Annotated in this window: 20 protein-coding genes and 1 pseudogene; 15 read left to right on the top strand and 6 right to left on the bottom strand. The window is 39.4% G+C overall.

Annotated features, from left to right (window positions below; genetic code table 11):
- Positions 1 to 186 precede the first annotated feature (186 nt).
- From ABD915_RS00115 to ABD915_RS00145, 7 genes are all read left to right on the top strand, one after another.
- Positions 187 to 858 carry a DUF2659 family protein gene (locus ABD915_RS00115; RefSeq protein WP_345113416.1) on the top strand — a complete coding sequence of 224 codons (672 nt, stop codon included), beginning with the start codon at positions 187 to 189 and terminating at the stop codon, positions 856 to 858.
- Between the two features lie 4 nt (positions 859 to 862).
- On the top strand, positions 863 to 2,290 hold the full coding sequence (der, locus tag ABD915_RS00120; protein WP_345113418.1) for a ribosome biogenesis GTPase Der: 1,428 nt from the start codon (positions 863 to 865) through the stop codon (positions 2,288 to 2,290).
- Between the two features lie 697 nt (positions 2,291 to 2,987).
- Complete coding sequence (locus ABD915_RS00125) at positions 2,988 to 3,413, top strand: AtpZ/AtpI family protein (RefSeq protein WP_345113422.1); 426 nt, start codon at positions 2,988 to 2,990, stop codon at positions 3,411 to 3,413.
- 7 nt (positions 3,414 to 3,420) lie between these two features.
- The gene (locus ABD915_RS00130) at positions 3,421 to 4,179 is read left to right on the top strand and encodes a F0F1 ATP synthase subunit A (RefSeq protein WP_345113425.1); all 759 of its coding nucleotides are present in this window, start codon (positions 3,421 to 3,423) and stop codon (positions 4,177 to 4,179) included.
- Positions 4,180 to 4,233: 54 nt separating this feature from the next.
- Positions 4,234 to 4,464 (top strand): F0F1 ATP synthase subunit C, encoded by a 231-nt coding sequence (locus ABD915_RS00135; RefSeq protein WP_004855165.1) that lies wholly within the window; start codon positions 4,234 to 4,236, stop codon positions 4,462 to 4,464.
- Between the two features lie 140 nt (positions 4,465 to 4,604).
- Positions 4,605 to 5,171 carry a F0F1 ATP synthase subunit B gene (locus ABD915_RS00140; protein ID WP_345113428.1) on the top strand — a complete coding sequence of 189 codons (567 nt, stop codon included), beginning with the start codon at positions 4,605 to 4,607 and terminating at the stop codon, positions 5,169 to 5,171.
- Between the two features lie 11 nt (positions 5,172 to 5,182).
- On the top strand, positions 5,183 to 5,677 hold the full coding sequence (locus ABD915_RS00145) for a F0F1 ATP synthase subunit B (RefSeq protein ID WP_345113430.1): 495 nt from the start codon (positions 5,183 to 5,185) through the stop codon (positions 5,675 to 5,677).
- 287 nt (positions 5,678 to 5,964) lie between these two features.
- Here the strand turns inward: ABD915_RS00145 and glyS are convergent, their stop codons facing one another.
- The 4 genes from glyS to ABD915_RS00165 form a co-directional block, all read right to left on the bottom strand.
- Positions 5,965 to 8,187, bottom strand: a complete 2,223-nt coding sequence (gene glyS / locus ABD915_RS00150; protein WP_345113433.1) for a glycine--tRNA ligase subunit beta — start codon at positions 8,185 to 8,187, stop codon at positions 5,965 to 5,967.
- Complete coding sequence (locus tag ABD915_RS00155) at positions 8,180 to 9,130, bottom strand: glycine--tRNA ligase subunit alpha (protein WP_345113436.1); 951 nt, start codon at positions 9,128 to 9,130, stop codon at positions 8,180 to 8,182. The genes glyS and ABD915_RS00155 overlap by 8 nt, the downstream gene beginning before the upstream one ends.
- A 101-nt stretch (positions 9,131 to 9,231) precedes the next feature.
- Positions 9,232 to 10,926 carry a tetratricopeptide repeat protein gene (locus ABD915_RS00160; protein WP_345113439.1) on the bottom strand — a complete coding sequence of 565 codons (1,695 nt, stop codon included), beginning with the start codon at positions 10,924 to 10,926 and terminating at the stop codon, positions 9,232 to 9,234.
- 105 nt (positions 10,927 to 11,031) lie between these two features.
- Positions 11,032 to 12,108, bottom strand: coding sequence for a polyprenyl synthetase family protein (locus ABD915_RS00165; RefSeq protein WP_345113442.1), 1,077 nt, complete (start codon positions 12,106 to 12,108; stop codon positions 11,032 to 11,034).
- A 196-nt stretch (positions 12,109 to 12,304) separates the two neighbouring features.
- Here ABD915_RS00165 and ABD915_RS00170 point away from each other — a divergent pair, with 196 nt between their 5' ends.
- The 5 genes from ABD915_RS00170 (at position 12,305) to ABD915_RS00190 (ending at position 16,550) form a co-directional block, all read left to right on the top strand.
- Positions 12,305 to 13,096: a tRNA1(Val) (adenine(37)-N6)-methyltransferase gene (locus tag ABD915_RS00170; RefSeq protein ID WP_345113444.1), complete on the top strand. Its 792-nt coding sequence runs from the start codon at positions 12,305 to 12,307 to the stop codon at positions 13,094 to 13,096.
- Positions 13,097 to 13,277: 181 nt separating this feature from the next.
- Positions 13,278 to 13,400, top strand: coding sequence for a hypothetical protein (locus tag ABD915_RS00175; protein ID WP_345113447.1), 123 nt, complete (start codon positions 13,278 to 13,280; stop codon positions 13,398 to 13,400).
- 220 nt (positions 13,401 to 13,620) lie between these two features.
- Positions 13,621 to 14,469 carry a S49 family peptidase gene (locus tag ABD915_RS00180; RefSeq protein ID WP_345113926.1) on the top strand — a complete coding sequence of 283 codons (849 nt, stop codon included), beginning with the start codon at positions 13,621 to 13,623 and terminating at the stop codon, positions 14,467 to 14,469.
- A 276-nt stretch (positions 14,470 to 14,745) separates the two neighbouring features.
- On the top strand, positions 14,746 to 15,633 hold the full coding sequence (locus ABD915_RS00185; protein WP_345113450.1) for a 4-(cytidine 5'-diphospho)-2-C-methyl-D-erythritol kinase: 888 nt from the start codon (positions 14,746 to 14,748) through the stop codon (positions 15,631 to 15,633).
- Positions 15,634 to 15,896: 263 nt separating this feature from the next.
- Entirely contained in the window at positions 15,897 to 16,550 is a 654-nt protein-coding gene (locus ABD915_RS00190; RefSeq protein WP_345113453.1) for a ribonuclease HII, read from the top strand.
- 30 nt (positions 16,551 to 16,580) lie between these two features.
- Here the strand turns inward: ABD915_RS00190 and ABD915_RS00195 are convergent.
- Both ABD915_RS00195 and ABD915_RS00200 read right to left on the bottom strand, forming a co-directional pair.
- Positions 16,581 to 16,838: pseudogene (locus ABD915_RS00195) on the bottom strand (type II toxin-antitoxin system YafQ family toxin).
- Between the two features lie 7 nt (positions 16,839 to 16,845).
- Entirely contained in the window at positions 16,846 to 17,127 is a 282-nt protein-coding gene (locus ABD915_RS00200) for a type II toxin-antitoxin system RelB/DinJ family antitoxin (RefSeq protein ID WP_345113456.1), read from the bottom strand.
- A gap of 278 nt (positions 17,128 to 17,405) precedes the next feature.
- On the opposite strand from ABD915_RS00200, the gene ABD915_RS00205 reads away from it, so the two are divergent.
- From ABD915_RS00205 to ABD915_RS00215, 3 genes are all read left to right on the top strand, one after another.
- On the top strand, positions 17,406 to 18,368 hold the full coding sequence (locus ABD915_RS00205; RefSeq protein WP_345113458.1) for an L-threonylcarbamoyladenylate synthase: 963 nt from the start codon (positions 17,406 to 17,408) through the stop codon (positions 18,366 to 18,368).
- Between the two features lie 2 nt (positions 18,369 to 18,370).
- A complete protein-coding gene (locus ABD915_RS00210; RefSeq protein ID WP_345113461.1) occupies positions 18,371 to 19,780 on the top strand; it encodes an FAD-binding oxidoreductase in 1,410 nt (469 codons plus the stop codon).
- A 150-nt stretch (positions 19,781 to 19,930) separates the two neighbouring features.
- Positions 19,931 to 20,464 (top strand): DUF6101 family protein, encoded by a 534-nt coding sequence (locus ABD915_RS00215; protein ID WP_345113464.1) that lies wholly within the window; start codon positions 19,931 to 19,933, stop codon positions 20,462 to 20,464.
- Positions 20,465 to 20,667 lie beyond the last annotated feature (203 nt).

Genomic DNA, 20,667 nt, shown 5'->3' on the forward strand with positions numbered 1-20,667 from the left:
TCATGTAAACCAAAAGGCGGTAACATTTTTTTAAGTGATGCATTTAAAAAAGTCTAATCTGATCGGATATACATTGATTTGAAACGAAGAGGCTGGCAATTTTAAGTTTTTTCGTTGATTAGGGCTACCATCTTTGTTCATTTATGCGTAAAAGTGCAGAAAGTAATTTTTTCAAGGTATGATTATATGTCGTATGATAGTTTTATTGCTGAAGTAAATGCAGAGTTTCGTCAGGAAAAGGCTCTTGCTTTTTGGAGACGTTATGGTCTTTCAATTATTGGAGCAGCCATTCTTTTTATACTCATGATAGTTGCTTATCAAATTTACCATCATGAGCAAATAAAGAAATCCGCTCGTATTGGTGATGCATTTGTAAAAGTCCTTGATTTTGCGGACACAGGTCATTTTGATGAAGCGATGAAGCAATTGGAAAGTGTTAAAGCTTCTAACTTTGGGGGGTATCCTTTTCTTGCCCGTTTACGTGAGGCTTCTTTACTTATGGAAAAAGGTGATGCTGTTAAATCAGTAGAGATCCTTGATTCTGTCGCGGCTGATAAAAAAGCACCACAAATTTTGCGAAAAGTTGCAAAAATTCGGGCGGCTTATATTTTGGTTGATACAGGGACCTTGGATGATGTGAAAAAACGCGTCCAAGATATGGCAAGTGATGTTGATTCTATGCATATGTCAGCAAGAGAGGCTTTGGGTTTAGCTGCTTATAAAGCAGATAAAATGGATGATGCGGTTTATTATTTTAGAAAGATTTTTGAAGAAGGTGCTCTAGGATCCAAAATAGCAGATAGGGCGCGAATTATGCTTGAGCTTATTCAAGCTGAGGGCAAAGCAAATAAGGAATAAATTGATGAGCCTTACCATTGCTATAGTTGGTCGCCCCAATGTTGGGAAGTCAACGCTCTTTAATCGTTTGGTCGGGCAAAAATTGGCTTTAGTTGATGACAAGCCAGGTGTAACACGCGATCGGCGTATTCATGCGGCGAAACTTCAAGATCTGCGTTTTGATGTGGTTGATACGGCTGGGTTGGAAGAATCGGGTGATCATACACTCGAAGGTCGTATGCGATCTCATACAAAAGTTGCTATTGAGGAAGCTGATCTTATCTTATTCGTGTTTGATGCGAAAAGTGGAATAACACCGAGTGATTTAAATTTTGCTTCATTGGTTCGCAAATCGGGAAAACCGATTGTGCTTGTTGCTAATAAATCTGAGTCAAAAGCAGCAAAAGGGGGAGAGTATGAAGCGTGGTCATTAGGTTTTGGAGAGCCCTGTCCAATATCCGCTGAGCATGGTTTGGGTCTTTCAGATCTTCGTGATGCAATTGTCGGTTCTCTTGGTAAAGAGAGAGCTTTTGAAAGCAAGAACGAAGAAAAACATATTATTGTACAGCCGGCATCTGTTGATGATGATGTGAATGATTTGGAGGAAGAGGACTCTGTTTATGATGAAAGCAAACCCCTTCGGATTGCAATTGCGGGTCGCCCAAACACAGGAAAATCGACTCTCATTAATAGGATGTTGGGGCAAGATCGTTTATTAACAGGACCAGAAGCGGGGCTTACACGTGATTCTATTTCTGTGGATTGGGAATGGCGTGGTCGTCATATCAAACTTTTTGATACTGCAGGATTGCGTCGAAAATCGAAAATTCAAGAAAAATTAGAAAAACTCTCTGTTGCAGACACTTTGCGTGCGATCCGTTTTGCAGAAGTGGTTGTGATCGTTTTTGATGCAACTGCGCCTTTTGAAAAGCAGGATTTACAAATTGCTGATCTTGTGATTCGTGAAGGGCGCGTTCCACTTATTGCTTTCAATAAATGGGATCTTATTGAAAACAGCCAAGTAACATTGGTTGATTTACATGAAAAATGTGCCCGCCTTCTTCCTCAAGTTCGTGGTTTGAGAGCTGTTCCTTTATCAGGTCAATACGGCCAAGGGATTGATAAACTTATGGAAAATGTCATGATGATGCACCGTGTGTGGAATCGTCGTATTTCCACCGGAAAACTCAACCGATGGCTTGAAACGGTCATTACACATCATCCACCGCCTGCGGTTTCTGGGCGCCGACTTAAGGTTAAATATATAACACAGGTTAAAACACGTCCGCCTGGGTTTGTGGTTTCTTGTTCGCGACCGAAGGTAATGCCCCAATCATATGTACGTTATCTCGTCAATGGATTGCGTGATACATTTGAAATGCCAGGTATACCAATCCGCATATCATTACGGGCCTCTGAAAATCCTTTTGCAGCGCGTTCCAAAAAGGAATAATTCCTCCCTATTATTTAAAGCGCATGAAATCTGCGTTGAAAAGCAAGTGAGAAATAAGCGTTTCCATGAATTATTGCGTTTTAATATCGAAAATTAATTGATTATCTCAAAAAATAATGACGTTATCTTCAATAAAAAGAAAAAACATTTTTTATTGCAAAGAGAATCTTTTCACCATCTCACCATCTCACCATCTCACCATCTCACCATCTCACCATCTCACCATCTCACCATCGGTCAGTAATATATATTGGTGAGTAGAAATGCCGCTGTTTATAGTTGTTTATGCAGAATAAAGAGAATGGAACTATTTGCAAAGCTTATTAATTTCAAACACAGGAAGAAGTGCATGGGTTAAAAGATGAATAAACCTTCATGCTAATTTACTAACGATGGATAGAATGTACGACAATAGATTTTTTCAGTAGATGTTTACTTAATATATTTCTAGAGTTGTCACATGAGGATGAGTATGGCTTTCCTTAAGGTGAGGCAGTAACATATTATCACACAGATGAGGGTGATTATTTGAAGGTGCCTGAATGGCCAAAGTTCATAAAATTGAAAGACACGTTATTTATGCGATAAATTGTGATAGATTTCTTTTAGTGGCTTGACGAATAATTTTGAGAACAATATGTTACTGACGGTCTTATAAGATGCGTTTTGACTTTGCTTTTTGATTAAGGAGCCAATTATGGCGAAGGGCAACGAACTCGTTGTACCAGAGAAGGAAGCTGAAGAGAAAAGGCAAGAAGACTGTTTTCATTCAGAGGATTTGGAATGTCGTAGTAAAAATTTAGGTTTAGCTTTAATGCGCAAGGAAGCATTAAAGAAGCGGAGGTACGAGAATCAGGGAGACGAGCCACGAAGGACGGTAGCCCGTGCAATTAAGCTTTCCAGTGAGTTTTTGGCAAGTATTATTGTGGGTGTTGTTTTAGGACTAGGGTTTGATAAGCTATTTGGTTCATTGCCGTGGGGTTTGGTATTTTTTCTTTTTCTTGGATTCGCTGCAGGTGTATTAAGTATTCTTCGGTCTGTGGGGTATGTTGCTCCCAGTCAGTTAGAGCAAAAAGGCGCATCGCGCAAAGATAAAGAGGACGATAAGAGGTCCGATAAATGAGGTTGAAGTGACATCGCACGCTCCAGATCCTATCCATCAGTTTGAGATTAGGCGGCTAATTAATATTTCCATAGGAAATATGGATTTGTCTTTTACCAATGTATCATTTTTTATAGTGGCTACAGTTGTTGTAACTTCAGCCTTCCTCTTCATTTCATCATCAAGTCGTGGGTTAGTTCCGACAAGAATGCAATCTCTTTCAGAGATGGCGTATGAATTTGTGGCATCGACTTTACGAGAGTCGTCTGGTGTGCAGGGAATGCAATTTTTCCCTTTAGTTTTTTCCCTATTTACTTTTATTTTAGTAGCTAATTTTATTGGGCTTTTTCCCTATTTTTACACGATTACTTCTCAGATTATGATCACATTTTCACTGGCGATGTTGGTGATTTTGACGGTTATTGGTTATGGTTTTTATAAGCATGGGGTTGGTTTTTTGAAACTATTCGTTCCCAGTGGTGTGCCTGTTGTGATTTTACCTCTGGTTACGATGATTGAGGTTATTTCTTTTTTTTCTCGCCCTATTAGTCTTTCACTCCGTCTTTTTGCGAATATGCTTGCTGGTCATATTACCCTCAAAGTATTTTCTGGTTTTATTGTTTCAATGATTGGGGTAGGGATCATGGGCATTGGCGGTTCAATTTTACCGCTTATCATGACCGTAGCAATTACTGCTCTTGAATTTTTGGTTGCATTTCTTCAAGCTTATGTATTTACGGTTCTAACTTGTATGTATCTTAATGATGCAGTCCATCCGGGACATTAATAAAACTGGCGGTTTTCCGTCGAATTGTGCAATTTCGCTTTAAAGGAGAATAATATGGAATTGGTGCTTGCAGCAAAATATATTGGTGCTGGTCTTGCTTGCTTTGGTATGGCGGGGACGGCTTTGGGCCTTGGAAACATTTTTGGGAGCTATCTTTCTGGTGCATTACGCAATCCGTCGGCAGCAGATAGTCAGTTTGGTCGTCTCGTTTTTGGTTTTGCTGTGACGGAAGCTTTGGGCATTTTTTCATTGCTTGTTGCTTTGTTGCTTCTTTTTGCGGTTTAATCATTTTAAAAAGGGGTATACCTGCTTTCTTGATAAAAGGCGGGCATGCTCTTTGGACTTTGCATTGGAAGAAACCGTTAATCAGCTATCATTTGTTTTCAATAAAGAGCTTTAGTAAGCTGTTTGAAGGATGAGATAGGATGCTTATTTCTAGCGCTTATGCACAGAACACTGAAACACCGGTAGAGCATATTAAAAATGTAGGAGAGCATGCGGATCGTGTGTTTCCCCCCTTTGACTTTGTGCATTTTGGTTCACATCTTTTTTGGTTAGCGATTTCTTTTGGGCTTTTTTATCTTTTCATCTCTCGTGTAATTGTACCACGTATTGGTGGTGTTATTGAAACACGTCGGGATCGAATCGCGTCTGATTTGGATCAGGCGATGCGCATGAAGCAAGAAGCAGATAGCGTAGTTGAAACTTACGAGCGGAAATTAGCAGAAGCGCGTTCACAAGCTCATGTTATAGCACAGGCAGCTGGTGAGGAGATAAAGGCAAAGGCTGAGCTTGAACGAAAAGAAATTGAAGCAAGTTTAGAGAAAAAGCTAACAGATGCTGAAAAACAGATAGCAAAAATTCGGGATAAAGCTATGCAAAATGTTGGCTTAATTGCTGAAGAAGTAGCTCTTGAAATTGTAAAAAAATTGATTGATGTTGATGTCAGCAAGGAATCTGTTCGTTCAGCTGTTAAAACAGCAAGTTACTGAGGATTGCAAAGATGACAGATACTTTTTGGGCTTTTGTTGGATTAGTTCTTTTTCTGGCTCTTTTGGTTTATTTCAAAGTTCCACAGATGGCTGTGCGCCACCTTGATGCACGGGCAAAGCGTATCAAGGACGAGCTTGATGAGGCTCTCCGTCTTCGTGAAGAAGCTCAGGAAATTCTAGCCGAATATCAGCGCAAGCATGCGGAAGCAGAAAAGGATGCGCAAGAGATTATTGCTGCAGCTAAGCGTGAAGTTGAGGCTATTATCTCTGAAGCCCGTACAAAAGCAGAAGACTATGTAAAGAATCGCAATAAATTGGCAGAGCAAAAAATTGCCCAAGCAGAAGCTGATGCGGTGCGCATGGTTTCTTCATCTGCTATTGATTTAGCGGTTTCTGCTGCGCGCACGCTTATTGCGAAGGAATTAGATTCTAACAAAACGACTGAACTTATTAAGGAGTCTCTCGTTGAAGAATCTCTTACCAAAATGAAAGCGTATCTTAATTAGGGGATATTAGGTGAGTTCAAAGGGGGGGGTAATCCTTTGGAGGATAGTTCTTTTTTGAGACTAGCAGAGATTTTCTGATTTTTATCTCTCTTAATTTCTCTGTTTTCTAATTTACTCGGCTTTTTATTCAATAAATAAAGTATTATTTATACCGAAAATTCTGCAGTTTTTTGAATTTATTACAAATTTCATGGTGAGGTAATTTCACAATGCTTTTTGAATAAAAATGCAAAGAAGTGAGAGAATTCCATTTTCATCATTTTTTCAACTCACAGAGTATTTCAGTTTTACACTACAAGTTTTGAGAAATCTGCAACCGTTTGTGTAATGCTATGGGTACGTTTGAGAAGTGCGAGACGGTTATTACGCAAATTGGGGTTTTTATCATTCACTAATACTTTTTCGAAAAATGTGTCGATAAATTTTCTCAGTTGCGCTAGCGTATTGAGTGCGCATGATAAATTTTGGGTATTGATGTGGTCACAAACCTTTTTTTCTATTTCAATGACTGCTTGATAGAGCTCTTTTTCCTCTGTTTCAATAAAGAGTTCAGGATTAATTTCATTTTCTATTGTTAAGCCTTTTTGACATTCATTCTCAAGAATGTTTATAGTACGTTTTACAGCGGCTAAAAAACTACCTCCATCATTTGTATTGATAAAAGCGATAAGCGCTTCGACGCGACGCGCAATCAGTAATAAATCATCAGCATCTTTGTTTAAGACTGCTTCAATAGCATCATAACGAGCGCCTTCCTCTTTTAGATAGATTTTTAAACGTTCATGAAAAAAGCACAACAGATCTGATAAAATATGTTCTTTGTTATCCAGAAGTAGATTCTGTGATTGTTCAGATTCTATTTGCGATCTTTCATATTTGTTTTTTTGCTGTAAGAAAAAACCCATTGCCAGATTAAACAGTGGCATAAGATTAATTTTCCAGTCACGCAAAAGTACAAGCCTGATAATTCCTAATACTGCTCGTCTTAACGCATAGGGATCTTTTGAACCGGTTGGTTTTTCATTAATGAGCCAAAAACCAACGAGCATGTCAATTTTATCCGCCAGTGCAAGAGCTATAGCAAGAGGTTCTTGCGGAATACGATCTTTTGGTCCTTGAGGTTTATAATGGTCTTCGATTGCTTCAGCTACGCGAGGATCTTCTCCTTGAAGGAGGGCATATTTTCGTCCCATAAGTCCTTGCAGTTCAGGAAATTCTCCTACAACTTCTGTTTGTAAATCAGCTTTTGCAAGCATTGCTGCACGTTTAGCTAAAAGAGGATCTGCTTGCACTAAAGGTGCAATTTTTTGTGCTAGGGAAGCGATTCGCTTTACTCTTGCACCTTGTGTGCCCAGTTTTGCGTGAAAAGTGACATTTAAATGATCAAGCCGTGCCATTCTTTGATCGAGAGGTTTCTTTAAATCAAGATCAAATCTCTGAACGGAGGATTTCAAGTTTTTTATATCTGGCAAATCATGCTGATCTGTTTGCCAAAAATAAAGTGCATCGGAAAGACGCGCACAGACAACTTTACTATTTCCTTTAGAAATTTCTTTGCCTTCATCGCTTGCAAGAATATTAGAAACAAGAATAAAATGATGCGAGAGTTTGATCTTTTCACCTTGTTTGCGCGTTACAAAACATTTTTGATTGGCTCGAATGGTCAAGCGAATAATTTCCGGAGGAATATCAAGGAAAGATTTGTCAAAACTGCCGACAAGGATAACAGGCCACTCAACGAGTCCTGCAACTTCTTCTAAGAGAGCACTATCTTGCACCAGTTCCAAGCCGTTTGCAAAGCACAGATTTTGAGCATCAGCCAAAATAATATTCTTTCGTCTTTCCGCATCCAAAATGACTTTATGAGCTTCAAGCTGGGTAGTATAGTCGTCAAAGCGGCGAACTTGGAGAGGTTTTCCGTCACTTAAGAAGCGATGACCATAGGTTAGATTATTGCTTTTGAGAGAACCAATAGTAAACGGAATAATATGCGTTTCACCAATTTCTGGTCCGAAGACGCAAAGAATGTTTTGTAAAGACCGGATCCACTTCAGTGCGCCACTTTTTGCTGAATCTTTGCCCCAACGCATAGACTTCGGCCATGGAAAATTGCGAATAATGTCTGGTAAAATATCAGCAATAATTTCTTCGGCACTTCGTCCTTTTTTTATGATTTTAGCGATATAAAAATCACCCTTTTTACGATCATGTGCGATGTGTGCTTCAGAAATATCGCTCAGTCCTGTTGCGCGTAGGAAGCCATCAATGACATGTTGTGGTGAGTTTGTACTGGGGCCTTTGCGTTCTTCATGGATATCCTTTGAGCGTATAGAAAGACCGCGTATGTCTAATGTTAGCCGACGAGGAGTCCAATATTCACGAGCAGCTTTATAGGTTAAGCCTGCATTCACAAGTTGATCCGTAACACATTTTTTAAGGTCGATAGCAGCTTTTCGCTGCATGCGAGCGGGGATCTCTTCGCTAAAAAGTTCGAGAAGAAGATCAGACATTAGACTTCTCCTTTGTATGCATTTGACCAGCTTTAGTGAGTAAGAAGGCTTCTCCACAGCGGCGTGCGAGATCACGAACGCGAAGAATATAACTTTGTCGTTCGGTCACAGAAATAACGCCACGTGCTTGCAAAAGATTAAAGATATGGCTGGCTTTAATACATTGATCATAAGCTGGAAAAACACACCGATGTGAATCATTTTCTTTATTTGGTTTTCCAGCTTCAAGGAGTGCAATGCATTCACGTTCTGCATCAATAAAATGCTGGTACAGCATTTTGGTATCAGCAAATTCGAAGTTATAGTATGAATATTCTTGTTCTGTTTGTAAAAAAATATCCCCATAACTTATTTGGTTTTCTCCATCCAAACCATTAAAGTTAAGATCATAAACATTATCAACACCTTGGATATACATTGCTAAACGCTCAAGTCCATAAGTGAGTTCTCCTGAAACCGGAGCGCATTCGATGCCACAAACCTGTTGAAAATAGGTGAATTGCGAGATTTCCATCCCATCGCACCAACATTCCCATCCAAGACCCCAAGCACCAAGGGTTGGGCTTTCCCAATCATCTTCAACAAAGCGAATATCGTGAAGTTTTGTATCAAGACCGATAGCTTGTAGAGATTTAATGTAAAGCTCTTGTAGATTAGGAGGAGAGGGCTTGAGAAGCACTTGGAATTGATAATAGTGCTGCAAACGATTTGGATTTTTACCATATCGTCCATCTGTTGGACGTCGAGAGGGTTGAACGTAAGCCACTTTCCAAGGGCGTGGCCCCAATGAGCGCAGTGTTGTTGCGGGATGAAAAGTCCCAGCTCCGACTTCCATATCATAAGGTTGCAAAATCGCACATCCGTACTGTGCCCAATAATTTTGCAAAGTCAAGATAAGCCCCTGAAAAGAGCGTATAGGGTTGAGATATTCAGGCAGTTTCACGCTTTATACTCTTTAATGTTCAATCAACAGATAGCGACCAAAGGAATTTCAGCCTTCATAACTGTCTATTGTTTCATATGGTTATGGTCAAGCATCATTCTTTATTGCAAGCCAAATTTCAGTTTTTCTTGGATTTTTTTAGAATTTTTTGCTTCTCCATCGATTGCGTGATTCCACTGAAATATTGCTTCACGTTTACGCCCAACTTGCCAATAGGCATCGCCTAAGTGATCATTCAATGTTGGATCTTCAGGTTGTAACTTGACGGCAGCTTCCAATATTTGAACAGCTTTATTGTATTGCTTAAGCTTGTAGTAAGCCCACCCTAGAGAATCTAGGATATGACTATTTTGCGATTGTAGTGCAGAAGCTTTTTGCAGCATATGGAGCGATTCTTCAAGCTTTTGATTACGCTCAACAAGTGAATAGCCTAGATAATTAAGGATATCCGGCTGATCAGGAAAAAATTCAAGTGCTTTTCGCAAATCAAGTTCAGCTTTTGTCCATTGATCTAAACGTTCGAAAGCGATACCACGTTGATAAAAGAGTTTCCAATCCTCTTGTTGAAAGTTTGTTATCTGTGCAATAGCACGATCCAGAGTTTTGGTAGCTTCGACAAATTTATTGTCTTGCATATAGAAAGCAGCGAGCGTTATCAAAATATGTCGATCATTGGGGAATTTTTTCTTTAATGCTGTAAGTAATTTGATGGCTTCATTGTAATTATTATTATTTGCAAGAATGAAAGTAAGCCGTAACTGTCCAACTCTATAATAAGGGGAGCTTGGTGATAAAGCACGGTAAAGTTTAATTGCTTGATTGTGATCATTCAGTTTGGCAGAAATATTTGCTAGTTGAAACAGTGTTGCGTCATTTTGGGGGTATAAGGCTAAAGATAATTGTTGGAAAATACGTGCAATTCGCCCTGAGTTTTTGTGGTTGAGGGCTGTTCCAAAGTTATACAATACCTCGCCAGCTCCTTGTTGAGGTGTTTTAACGGTCTTTTCTAAGGAAGTACCTTTTTCCACTTTTTCTCGAATATTCTTGAGTATTTCTCGGTTTAATAGCATTTGTTCGCCATGCTTGAGGGTTTCAATAGCGTGTTTGCGCATTTTATGACGCAATTGGAATGAGGCATAGGCTATGATAATACGTTCATAGGTACTAGGGGCTATAAGTATCCCCTGTTTATTATTGAGTGCTTGAGTGAAATATTTTTTTGCATCCTGCTTACGTCCTGCTAGGTCACACATGAGTGCAAGATGGTAACGTATAAAAAAGTCATACCAAGCAGGTCCTTGTTTTTTTTCAAGATCAGCGATTGCTTGAGATTGCTGCCCAGATCCGAATGTAGCCCAAGCATGGATTAATTCAGGTATTGGATTATTGGGTGCGGGGAGTGTTTTTAGTTGTAGCAGAAGCTTGGCATTATTGTAATCTTTTTGGATGAGACTTTTTATCGATAACGTCAAGGAAACAAAAGGTGTTATAATGTCTTTTTCTTTTAGTTTTCGGGCTTGTTTAACAGCGTCTTCAAAAGCACCCGAAAAGAGCATTGCTTCGAGGAGCTCTATTTGTGTTTCAATGTTATCAGGTTTATAAGCGAGAGCCTGTTTAAAATAATTGATAGCAAGATCTGTTTTGTTTTCATGATTTGCGACCCTCCCAGCTAGATAGGCACCTGTAAATGAGTTTGTATTAATAGCGGCATTAACTTTGCTATAGATGGGTGATGGTATCAGCATAATACCCGCGATAAAGAGAATAAAAAAGCGGGATACTGTCGCATTGCGCATAGAGCTAATCCTTCTTAAGATAATCAATCAACTGTAGACTGTATGTATGGTTTATAAATCATATCCGATGACTTTGTTGAAAAATATTTTGATTCTTGCAAATAATCAGTTTACGCGGGCAATACAAAAATCAACAGTTTCAATGAGAGCATTGTAAGCAGGACTTTCGTTCATTGAAGCAAGAGAGTCGGTTGCACGCTTCCCATAAATGCGTGCTTGTTCTATTGTATCTGCGAGGCTATCATATTTTTCTATTAAGTGTCGCGCGTGTGCGAAGGCTTCATCATTGTTGTTGCCGTTTTCAAGAGCTTGTTTCCAGAATGCTTTTTCTACTGTATTACTACGTGCGTATGCGAGGATAACGGGCATTGTGATTTTGCCTTCTCGGAAATCATCCCCTATATTTTTTCCCAAATTCTCAGCAGCACCACCATAGTCAAGTGCATCGTCGATCAATTGGAAAGCTAACCCTAGCAATGTTCCGTATTCGCGCAATGCGGAACGCTCTTTCTCTTTATAGCCAGCAATAATTGGTCCGACTTCAGCGGCAGCTGAAAACAGTGCAGCCGTTTTTGCGTTGATGACCTTGAGATAGTCTGAAATACTAGTTTCTATATTTTTTGCGGCAGAAAGCTGCATAACTTCTCCTTCAGCAATAATTGCAGCAGCGTTTGCTAGGACGGAGAGTGCTTCTATGGAACCGACATCGACCATCATTTTAAAAGCTTGTCCCAACAGAAAATCACCAACAAGTACACTTGCTTGATTCCCCCAAATCATTCGTGCTGTAAATTTTCCGCGTCGTAAACTACTTTCATCAATCACATCATCGTGTAACAAGGTTGCCGTATGCATAAATTCAACGGCTGTTGCGAGTTTTATATGTCCATCGCTTTGATAACCGAACATATGAGCGGAAGCTAATGTAATCATTGGGCGTAATCTCTTTCCACCTGATGAAATAAGATGGTTAGAAATTTCAGGGATCATTTCAACCTCTGATTTTGCCATAGAGAGGATAAATTGATTTACGCGCTCCATATCATGTTGGGTAAGATTAACGAGAGATTGGAGAGACATTGGATTATTTTTTATCTGATCTGGTTTTTTAGCAGCACGCAATGTATTTACTCCTAGAGTATTGCAATGGGTGTAGAGGAACTTTATTTTGTCCATTAGCATAAAGGTGGTTTTATTTTGACACAAGCTTTTGATACCGCTTTAGAGCATAAGTTTTGAATGATATTTGCAAGGAATATTTTTTAGGTTTGGGTCAATGTCATTGTTATGAAATTTAAGAGGAATTTAAAAAGTCTAGGTTTAGAGAACAGTTTACAAGTGAAGGTGCAGGTTATGAGGATGAACATTGGGCTTGCAGATGAATAAAACAACGAATCATAGCGATGAAACAATTGATGCGTTTCATCGTGGGAGGTTTTATTTGGTTCAACCACGTTCACGTGGTCACCGTTCTGGCATGGACGCTATGTTGTTAGCTAGTTTAGTTCCCAATAATTTTAAGGGCAAGGTTGTTGATTTGGGTGCTGGTGCTGGTGCTGCAGGTTTGGCTGTCGCTTCGCGTTGTTCAGAGGTTCATGTTACATTGGTTGAGCGTTCGGCTTTTATGGCATCTTACGCTCAAAAAACGCTTATGCTAAAACAAAATGAAAAATTATCTGAGCGAATTTGTTTGTTAGAAACAGATGTTACCCTTAAAGGTAAGGCACGCTTAGAAGCAGGTTTAACGAATAATACTTTTGATTTTGCGATTATGAATCCGCCTTTTAACAATCCTGCAGATCGCAGGACGCCTGATAAACAAAAGTTTGAGGCACATGTTATGCCTGAAGCGATGTTTGATCATTGGTTACGGAGTGCAGCAGCAATTGTTAAGCCAGGTGGATATTTAGGGTTAATTGCACGTCCGCAATCACTGAATGATATCTTGCATGCTTTAAAAGGGCGTTTTGGGAATATCTGTATAATTCCTCTTCACGCGCGCACTGCAACAGCCGCCATTCGTGTTTTGTTTTATGCAAAACGAGGCAGTAGAGCAGCTCTATCCGTATTACCGCCCTTGGTTATGCATGAGGGTGATAGCCACGCTTTTTCACCGCCTATTGATGCAATCAATAATGGCTGTATAAGTTTGTGGGAATTTTTAAAATGATATCTTGTGTTTTCCAGTTCATCGCTTAAGTTTTAAAAACGCTTTGTTTTTTAGGGAGACTTTCACTTTGTATGAAATTTTATTTCTCATTGTAATGTGGGGGGCAATTGGTGCTTTGGGATATTATTGCGTTTTTCCTTTTTGTTGTTCTTGCTTATTTAACTCATAAGGAAATTCTATTTTGATTGATGCTATCAAGAAATTTGCTCCCCATTGTTTTTGTTCTAGTAGACTTGAAATACTTGTTGTGCGTCTTCATGGGGCGATTATGGATTCAACTTCATTGATAGTACAGTCGCTTTAATGGATATATTGTGGGAACTTTTTTAATGATATTTTGTATTTTCCAAGTTATTATTTAAATTTAGGTTTAACCTTTAACTTTTTAAAGGAGATTTTAATTTTGGATGAATTGGGATTTTGGTTTGCATTTTGGAGCTGTTTAGGCACTTTTGTGTTTAGTTATGCTTTTCCTTTTTTATTACCTTGCCTTTTTCCCTAGCTTATAAGGAAGTTCTGTTTTGATGGAAGTTATTAAAAATCTTATTCCGCGTCGTTTTTGCTCTAATAAACTTGAAATCCCTGTGGTGCGTCTTCATGGGGCGATTATGGATTCAACTACATTGATGTCACGTACGCTTTCACTAGGTAGATGTGCGAATCTCTTAGACAAGGCTTTTGCGTACAAAAAAGCACCAGCTATTGCACTTATCATTAATTCTCCTGGTGGTTCGCCTGTACAATCACGCCTTATTTTCAAACGTATTCGTGATTTAGCAGAGGAAAAAAATAAACAAGTTCTCGTATTTATTGAAGATGTAGCAGCATCAGGCGGCTATATGATTGCTTGTGCAGGGGATGAAATTTTTGCTGATCCTTCTTCGATTGTGGGTTCTATTGGGGTTGTTTCGGCTTCCTTTGGTTTTCCTGAGCTTTTGAAGAAAATTGGTGTGGAGCGTCGCGTTTATACAGCAGGAAAGAACAAGGTTACATTGGATCCATTTCAGTCAGAAAAAAAGGCAGATATTGAGCATTTAAAATCTCTCCAACTCGAAGTTCACCAAACTTTTATTGATTTGGTTAAGGAACGGCGTGCAGCGAAATTATCAAATGATCCAGATATTTTTACAGGAATGTTTTGGAGTGGAAAGAAAAGCGTTGAACTTGGCTTGATTGATGGATTGAATGATGTGCGCTCTGTTATTAAAGAGCGGTTTGGGGATGATGCGAAACTTCGACTCATTACACCTCCAAAAAGTCTGTTAGGACCTAAAACTCCTTCAGGAGTTACCGCACATGCGATTTCTACAGCAGTTGACAGTGCGTTTACGGTAGCACAAGAGCGGATGCTTTGGCAGCGTTATGGTCTGTAATGGAAAGTGTAGTTTAATAAATGCTGAATACAATGGATAATTTTACCTAAAAACGGTTCTTAGAAGGAAAAAACTTGAAATGATACGAATAATTGCACTCAGTTTATTGAGTATGATAGCTTTTCTTGTTTATTGTTTGTTTAGGAAACGATTGCAAAGGACATTACAGAGTATTTATCGTGCAGAAGTTAAGCCGAATATAGGCAAAAGTGGTACATTGGTAAAAGATCCCTGTACAGGTAAATATTACGCCAAATGATATCAGGTGTATAAGCGTTGTTCAAAGAGCTTTCTTGTATATTTACGCCGATTAAGTTGAATTTAGCTTTGCATGTTGTGGGTAAGCGGGCTGATGGCTATCATTTAATAGAAAGTTTGGTTTATTTTAGTCTCAGTGGGGATTGTCTAAGCTATGCACCGTATGAAAGTGATCACTTTGTTTTAACGGGTCCGTTTGCAGATAGGTTTGTTTCTGATTCAAACAATTTGGTTGTTCGCGCACGTGATTTTATGCGTGAGACGTTTCCTGAAAGTGCTAAACCTGCTTTTTTTCAACTTTTTAAAACGCTGCCGGTTGCTTCGGGGATTGGAGGTGGCTCAGGTAATGCTGCTGGTGTTTTAAGCATATTGCGTCAACAGTGGAATCTTGATTGCTCTTGTGAAAAATTAGCGGAAATGGGCTTAGTACTTGGTGCTGATGTTCCAATGTGTCTTTTTGCATTAGAATATCAGCAGCCGCTTTTTGTGAAAGGAATTGGCCAAGATATTATACAACTAAAAGAGACCTGTTCTCTCGCAATGGTGTTAGTAAATCATGGCCAACAGATTGCAACGGAAACAGTTTTTAAGGCTTTAGAGAGGTATGATTATCCTCCCTTGCAAATTGATCCAGTGGCTCTGAAGACAGTTTATTCATTGGTTGAAGCTTTACAAAAAACGCGTAACGACCTTTTTGCTCCTGCCTTAAAACTTGCACCTCAATTAGCTGAAGTGTTATCTATATTAGAGAAGAGTGGCGCTCTTTTTTCTCGCATGTCTGGAACTGGTGCAACTTGCTTTGGTATTTTTAGAGATCAGCAAGCAGCTCAAAAGGCAGCTTTTTTTATCAAATCGATGCATCCAAAATGGTTTGTTAAACCTATCATAACTTTAGGAACGCTTTAAAGTAGATGATATAAAATAAGGGTGTGCTTAGTAACGATGGTGTCGCATGTAACAGCTGGATAATTTATAGAATTTATTTTTCAGGTTTACATGGAGGCGAAGCGGTAAGGGGGGGTGGTTAGCTCATAAATTTAATTTTTTCTTTTTTTGCATTTCTATGAGGCGAGGAGTATATTGGATGTGCTATTTTTGCTGTAAGGCTTGCAGAAAACGAGCGATGGTGCAAAAATAGGTTATGTCTCATTGTATGCAACTTATCAAACATGTTTAATTTACCGCTGAAGCCAAACTTTTTGTGCGAATTAGATTTGCAGAAACAGGGTTTTTTTCATGTAGCGGGTGTTGATGAAGTTGGACGTGGTCCTCTCGCTGGGCCTGTAGTAACCGCAGCAGTCATTTTAGATAAAGACCATATTCCAGATGGATTGAATGATTCAAAGAAACTTTCTGTCAAACGACGCAATGAACTTTATTATAAAATTTTGCAAAGTGCGTTAGCGGTCTCGATTTCTAGTCTTTGTGCCCGTACGATTGATCAGTCTGATATTAGAAAAGCAACTTTAGAAGCAATGTGCCGCTGTGTTACAGGACTAGCAATTCCAGCCAACTATGCACTCATTGATGGACGCGATATTCCTTTCCAGTTGCCGTGTCCGGCAACTGCTTTGATTAAAGGCGATCAGCGTTCGGTTTCAATTGCGGCAGCATCCATTGTTGCCAAAGTAACACGGGATCGAATGATGGAATGCGCGGGGCAAGTTTATAAAGCTTATGGTTTAGAAAAGCATGTCGGTTATGCAACACTAGCGCATCGTGTAGCTCTTAATAAATATGGACCAGTTGTGGGATTACATCGTTATAGTTTTGCACCCCTCAAAGAATTGAAAAATTGTCATATTGAAGAAGATGCTTCGTAAAAACTTTTTTTCCATAGACTGTGGTTTCAGTCATAAGCGTAATTCAGAATGGGAACCAAGTGATAAGAGCTCTAGTGTTTTGGTATCTGGCTTTCGATAGTTAAGACTAAATCTGGCTTGATATGACAATCACAACAATTGCGCCATTGATCTGTTAGTGCATGATCTTTCCAATGTGCCTTTAGCGGTTTATTCTCTGTTAACGCTTTGACTACAAGAAGCGAATCTTCTTCTGCTTTCGCGCTTAAGGTCGTGGCGGAATGAACGCGTATAAACAATTTCTCTCATAGCAAGCTTAGGTTCGCTTTTCGGACTTACGCATTTCGTTTCTATCTTGGCGAATCATGGTCCGTAAGCCGCTTAATGACGTACGTTCCATGCAGCCTATTTCGGCATCCTCAATCGCTTGTAATGTTTCTGGATTTGGTTGGAATAAATCAAGTGGTAATGCTCGATCTCTAGCAATGCGGGTCATAAACATGCGTACTGCATCCGATACAGTCAAGCCCGTGGACTTAATAACTGCACTTGCAATTTCTTGAATTTCATCAGGTATGCGGGCTTGAATTTTTCCCATTGCTAAATCTCCTATTTAACTGTACTGCAATGCACTACACATTCAACTGAAGTCAAGAGTTTCAACAATAGTTTTTCGCAAGAGGACTTATCAGAATTCAAAAAATTAGTGGAGGAAGTAGGCAGAACAAGATATGTTTTGTAGAGACATGTTGGAAAATCCTATTCCCTAACCTTTATTTACGAGCCCTGCACCTTAAAAATCATATAAAATCAATAGGATATATGAATGAAAAAGAGTATAATATCACTCAAAGGGCGCTATAGGAATGATATCTCATGACGATTTTGCCTCTCAACAGCGCTTCGATAAAAGAGGCTGTTGCACTTCTTGAACAGGGCAGGTTAGTAGCACTACCGACAGAAACTGTTTACGGATTGGCTGGTGATGCAACCAATGGGAAGACAGTCGCTTCTATTTTTTCTATAAAGAAGAGGCCGCAATTTAATCCTCTTATAGCCCACGTAAGCAGTATCAAAATGGCGGAACGCTACGTAAAAATAGATTCTCTCTCGCGTCGATTGATGGAAGCATTTTGGCCAGGTCCCTTGACATTAGTTCTACCTTTAAAGGCGCATCATGATATTCATCCTTTAACCACTTCTGGTTTGAGTACATTAGCTGTTCGTTTTCCAGATAGTTGTTTTGTAGAAATTGTACAGCATTTTGGTCGACCTTTAGCTGCTCCGAGTGCGAATCAATCAGGGCGCCTTAGTCCTACTTCAGCTGAAGCTGTTTTTGCATCTTTAGGGGCATCTGTTCCTTTGATACTTGACGGAGGACCTTCTAAAATAGGGCTTGAATCAACGATTATTAAGGTTTGTGGTGACAGTATTTATCTTTTGCGCCCCGGAGGGCTTGCAGCTGAAAAAATTGAAGAAATTGCAGGCAAGTCACTGAAACGGATAGATCAACGGGCTGCGATTGAGGCACCAGGTATGTTAAAATCGCATTATGCACCCAATGCTGCGGTACGTTTGAATGCACAAGGGGTAGAAAGTGATGAAGCACTTTTAGCATTTGGACCTAAACGCATTGCACATATTGAAAATGCTGTTTCTGTTTTAAATCTCAGCGAAAGAGGGGAGTTGGAAGAGGCTGCTTCTCATTTATTTCAATACATGGAGCAATTAGATTCACTCAAGGTGAGATGTATTGCAGTAGAACCTATTCCGTCATACGGATTAGGTGAGGCTATTAATGATCGTTTAATACGTGCTGCAGCTCCAAAGGAGGAATGAAGATGGAGCAGGAGTTAATTGAGAGCTTTAGAAAAATTGTTGGAGCGGCGCATGCTATAACAGATCAGACATTGATTGCACCGTATTTGCTTGAAGAACGAGGACTTTTTCATGGCAAAACACCGTTGCTTTTACGTCCATCTTCTTGCGCAGAGGTTTCATCAATTATGCAGTTGGCTAGCCAAACGCGCACGCCGATTGTACCTCAAGGTGGAAATACAGGTCTTGTGGGTGGTCAACAGCCAGACGAAAGTGGGTGCGGTGTCCTTTTATCTATGGAACGGTTAAATAAGATTAGAAGTCTTAATCTTGCGGGTAATTTTGTTGTTGTGGAAGCTGGTGTTATTTTACAGGACTTACAGAAAAAAGCAGATGAATCGGGGCGTTTTTTCCCTCTTTCTTTGGCTTCGGAAGGTTCCTGTCAGATAGGAGGGAACCTTTCATCTAACGCTGGAGGGACAGCTGTTTTAGCTTATGGTAATATGCGTGAACTTTGTCTTGGTTTGGAAGTTGTTTTGCCTGATGGCCGTATTTTGGATGATTTGCGTTTTGTAAAGAAAGACAATAGCGGTTATGATTTAAAAAACCTTTTTATTGGTGCAGAAGGTACTTTAGGCGTTATAACAGCAGCAGTTTTAAAGCTTTTTCCAAAACCTAAAGGAAAAGCAGTTGCTTTGATCGGTTTATGTAGTCCCGCTAAAGCTGTTGAATTTTTATCTCTTGCGCAATGTCATGGTGGGGAGATGTTGACGGGTTTTGAACTCATGGGAAAATGCAGCTTGCAGATGGCTTTAGGCTATAAGAAGTGCGAGAAGTCTCCTTTTGAATATGAGCATGAATGGTATGTATTGATTAATATTTCATCATTGCAGGGTGATGGTGAAGCACTATCAGTACTCAGTACTATTTTAGAAGAAGCTTTAAAGAATACTGTAATAGAAGATGCGATTATTGCACAATCGTTAAAGCAGCAAGCTTTTTTTTGGCAATTACGTGAAAGTATATCATATGCACAAAAGTTAGCAGGAGGGTCTATTAAGCATGACATTGCGCTGCCTATTGCGACCATTCCTGATTTTATTTCTGAGGCGGCTCTTATTGTTGAAGAGATTGCTCCAGGTGCGCGGGTGGTTTGTTTTGGCCACCTAGGGGATGGGAATCTTCATTACAATATTACGCAGCCTATTGGGGCTGAACCCGCAGTATTTTTGCAATTATGGTCAAAAATGAATCACCGGATTCATAGTTTAGCAATGCATTATCAGGGTACATTTTCTGCTGAACATGGAATTGGTCAGCTTAAACGTGAGGAACTTCGCACTTTCAAATCACCTGTTGCACTGGACATTATGCAGAAAATTAAGGAAATGCTTGACCCTTTAGGGATTATGAATCCTAGAAAAATATTATAATTCAAAAGTGATAAACTTTGTCATGTGTTTTTGTTTAGATTTCAATAACCAAAAAAGAAATCAGTTGTTTTTTATTTAATCTTTTAACAATCCGGTGGGGAAAAGCTGTTAGAGGGTGTATATTATTGAAATCAATTGGGACACTTTAATATGGCTAATCAATGCTTTAATCAGGCGAAAGCGGGGCTTGAATTTCGGTTAGATCCGTGCCATTTGCCACAAACAACGACATATTTTTCATTGAAAACGGGCAATAAAATAATTTGTTTGTTGAGTGAGCGCGGGGTTTTTTTAAAAACTGATTCTTCCTCAAACTTATCCCGTTTAATACCAGCTTACCATTTCAGAGGAATTGCAGCACGTACAGTAAAAACGCGCTCAGGAGAAAGAGCTGTTGCATTAGAGTTGCTTCATACAGATGAAGAGGCTTGTATTCCGCTTTTAGTTTCTAGAGATTTGAATAATGTTCTTCTGGATTGGCGATTATGGGCGGATACTTATGATCTCCCTATGCTTATGATCAATGAAGATAATAGCATTATGGTTGTTAAAGATCGCTCTGATTTACGACATTTTTTTTGTCCAACATTGCATTCTAAGCAAAAACGCTTTTTACTTCGTTATAGCAATCCCTTGGGGGTGCATTTAATGATCGCGAATCGTACTGCACTACAGCAGCATTGATGCGCATTCATTTTTCTATTGTGCCGCTAGATGTATTTATTTTCGCAATATTCGACATTTATATTATATATTAACTTTAAAGGGGAGCTTTGTTTAAAACAAATGTTTGTAGCAGTAGGTATCGACGGTATTAAGCTTCTTTCCGGAAGTTAAATCATAGCTTTTAAGAACAATAGGAATACTTTATTGACGAATGTAGGTTT

The sequence above is a fragment of the Bartonella jaculi genome, from assembly GCF_039543045.1.
GTDB lineage: Bacteria > Pseudomonadota > Alphaproteobacteria > Rhizobiales > Rhizobiaceae > Bartonella > Bartonella jaculi.

What these genes read in the sequence shown, in the direction of transcription:
- glyS (WP_345113433.1), bottom strand. Translation starts at nt 8,187, where the DNA reads ATGTCTGATCTTCTTCTCGAACTTTTTAGCGAAGAGATCCCCGCTCGC.
- ABD915_RS00200 (WP_345113456.1), bottom strand. Translation starts at nt 17,127, where the DNA reads ATGGGAAAAATTCAAGCCCGCATACCTGATGAAATTCAAGAAATTGCA.
- ABD915_RS00210 (WP_345113461.1), top strand. Translation starts at nt 18,371, where the DNA reads ATGGAGCAGGAGTTAATTGAGAGCTTTAGAAAAATTGTTGGAGCGGCG.
- ABD915_RS00165 (WP_345113442.1), bottom strand. Translation starts at nt 12,108, where the DNA reads ATGCTAATGGACAAAATAAAGTTCCTCTACACCCATTGCAATACTCTA.
- ABD915_RS00140 (WP_345113428.1), top strand. Translation starts at nt 4,605, where the DNA reads ATGCTTATTTCTAGCGCTTATGCACAGAACACTGAAACACCGGTAGAG.
- ABD915_RS00180 (WP_345113926.1), top strand. Translation starts at nt 13,621, where the DNA reads ATGGAAGTTATTAAAAATCTTATTCCGCGTCGTTTTTGCTCTAATAAA.
- ABD915_RS00190 (WP_345113453.1), top strand. Translation starts at nt 15,897, where the DNA reads ATGTTTAATTTACCGCTGAAGCCAAACTTTTTGTGCGAATTAGATTTG.
- ABD915_RS00125 (WP_345113422.1), top strand. Translation starts at nt 2,988, where the DNA reads ATGGCGAAGGGCAACGAACTCGTTGTACCAGAGAAGGAAGCTGAAGAG.
- ABD915_RS00115 (WP_345113416.1), top strand. Translation starts at nt 187, where the DNA reads ATGTCGTATGATAGTTTTATTGCTGAAGTAAATGCAGAGTTTCGTCAG.
- der (WP_345113418.1), top strand. Translation starts at nt 863, where the DNA reads ATGAGCCTTACCATTGCTATAGTTGGTCGCCCCAATGTTGGGAAGTCA.
- ABD915_RS00215 (WP_345113464.1), top strand. Translation starts at nt 19,931, where the DNA reads ATGGCTAATCAATGCTTTAATCAGGCGAAAGCGGGGCTTGAATTTCGG.
- ABD915_RS00135 (WP_004855165.1), top strand. Translation starts at nt 4,234, where the DNA reads ATGGAATTGGTGCTTGCAGCAAAATATATTGGTGCTGGTCTTGCTTGC.
- ABD915_RS00160 (WP_345113439.1), bottom strand. Translation starts at nt 10,926, where the DNA reads ATGCGCAATGCGACAGTATCCCGCTTTTTTATTCTCTTTATCGCGGGT.
- ABD915_RS00205 (WP_345113458.1), top strand. Translation starts at nt 17,406, where the DNA reads ATGACGATTTTGCCTCTCAACAGCGCTTCGATAAAAGAGGCTGTTGCA.
- ABD915_RS00145 (WP_345113430.1), top strand. Translation starts at nt 5,183, where the DNA reads ATGACAGATACTTTTTGGGCTTTTGTTGGATTAGTTCTTTTTCTGGCT.
- ABD915_RS00170 (WP_345113444.1), top strand. Translation starts at nt 12,305, where the DNA reads ATGAATAAAACAACGAATCATAGCGATGAAACAATTGATGCGTTTCAT.